1 protein-coding gene is annotated in these 1921 nt (G+C 25.1%); it reads right to left on the bottom strand.

From position 1 onward, the window contains the following. Positions 1-402: 402 nt before the first annotated feature. Positions 403-702: a DUF4362 domain-containing protein gene (locus KPL37_RS19335; RefSeq protein WP_216151698.1), complete on the bottom strand. Its 300-nt coding sequence runs from the start codon at positions 700-702 to the stop codon at positions 403-405. Positions 703-1921 lie beyond the last annotated feature (1219 nt).

Genomic DNA, 1921 nt, shown 5'->3' with positions numbered 1-1921 from the left:
AGCATTAAAAAAAAACATTAAAAGAGTAATTTTTTAATGTTTTTATTAAAATTAATAAGAAAAAAAGGCTATCTCTTAAAATGATTTTTTAATCATTTTGAGACAGCCCCTACGTGTGTCGTCATAAATGAAAAGTAGGAATCAGAAAAACTATTTATAATACTATTCTTTCTTGTCAACTATACTGTTTTTGTAAAAACTAATTTATTTCGCACAATCATCATTTTCATCGTTTTTTGAACCACAAATTCTGTAGGATATTCCATCAGGGTAATCTCTCTTTATTATTTTATTAAAGATATATGGTTGGCTTGGAATAAATACATTAGGATTAGAATATGTATCATATTCAATATCAATTATTTTCTTTCCATCATAGTTTAATTCATATATTTTATTTACTCATGTACCAGTTACATTATTTTCGTACTCTACAATTCGAATCTTATCTTCTTTTCCTATATTTGTACTTTTAATAAAATCATCAAGTTTATTAATATTATATATTTCCATGTCATTGTGAGTTTTGCTCGAAACACTATCAGTATAACCAATCATTACTGCATCACCATCTTTAATTGCTATATCTGAAGTTAAAGTTTTATTGTTCAATGTACCTGTAGTACTGTAAGCCTTAGAATTTTGTATAGGTATAAAAACTAAAATAAATAATAGTAATAAAAATGTGATAGCTCTTTTCAATATAATCACCTCAATAATAATTTTAATTTTATTATATCCATATTTAAAATTATTATTTAATACAATCTATGATATTGTGTTGCTACGCAATATTATACTATTTTGATACAAAGTATTTCTTTGGGTATACCATTATTACCTTAAATCTAATATGAAAATATATTATTATATTTGTACTTAATTTTACTTGATAAATATAGTTTTAAATTTCTTTATTTAAAGTATAGAATATCTTAAATGTCATATATCTTATTAGCAATTCCCAGTTTCTGAGCAGGCGTTTCAAATTTTCTATTATGTGTTTTAATTTCTTGGCAAAAATTATCTATATGTCTTATGAGTACATTTTAATTAAATATAGATTATATTGTTTTAGTGGTTTGACGAGCTTTTAAGCCTCTTTAAGGATTTTACTAATTATAGTATAGTAAGCCTGAGGTATTACATAGTAACTAACTAATAATTTAAGCATGAATGTATAGGTTGCTGTAGTTATTTATTTTAAAGCAACTATATCTTTTTAGAACAAGCCATTATTAGCTGAAGTAACTTCAATATTCCCTCAGGTGATTTTTAAATTATCTTTACTTGTAAGTTCATTTATATATTTCATAGTAATAGTTATGTTATATGTTAAGTTTATACTAATCACATCTTGGCTAAAAACCCCCACATTAGGATTAATTCTTGTGTCACTACATTTAGTGGTGCAATAGTTTAGCTAGCGTTATATAATCTGGAGGGCCATTGTAGTAGCCGCCATTATCATGTAAATATCTAACTCATAGCACTACTTACTATAGGAAAAGAAACCAAAGTAAGCGTAACTTTTTAATACTTAATGTTTAATATGTAAGACGACTTTTATGAAAATGAGTTAAAATTAACAATATTACAAATATTAAAATCATTTTACCATGCGTATCCTAATAAGGTATATTGAAGTATTTAGACATATATGTAGAAATATAGAGCTAATCTTATTAGAAGCTATTTATGAAAAAAGTGACTTGTTATATATATGATAGAATACTCCTTGTCGTCACATACGAGTGGCACACGAAACTAACCGTTAATTATAATTTGATAATTTTTGAATGAAAGTTTATTTAAAGAAGTAGTTGACAAAACAAGAAAAACCTAGTATTATAGTAGAAGTCGTCACATGATGACAAAGCAAATTGGTCTTTGAAAATTAAACAGAGAAATAGGTAAAGAA

It is taken from the genome of Clostridium frigoris (assembly GCF_018861865.1).
Lineage (GTDB): Bacteria > Bacillota > Clostridia > Clostridiales > Clostridiaceae > Clostridium_AD > Clostridium_AD frigoris.
Note: the sequence above shows the minus strand (reverse complement) of the source record. Positions and strands in the feature narration are given on the sequence as shown.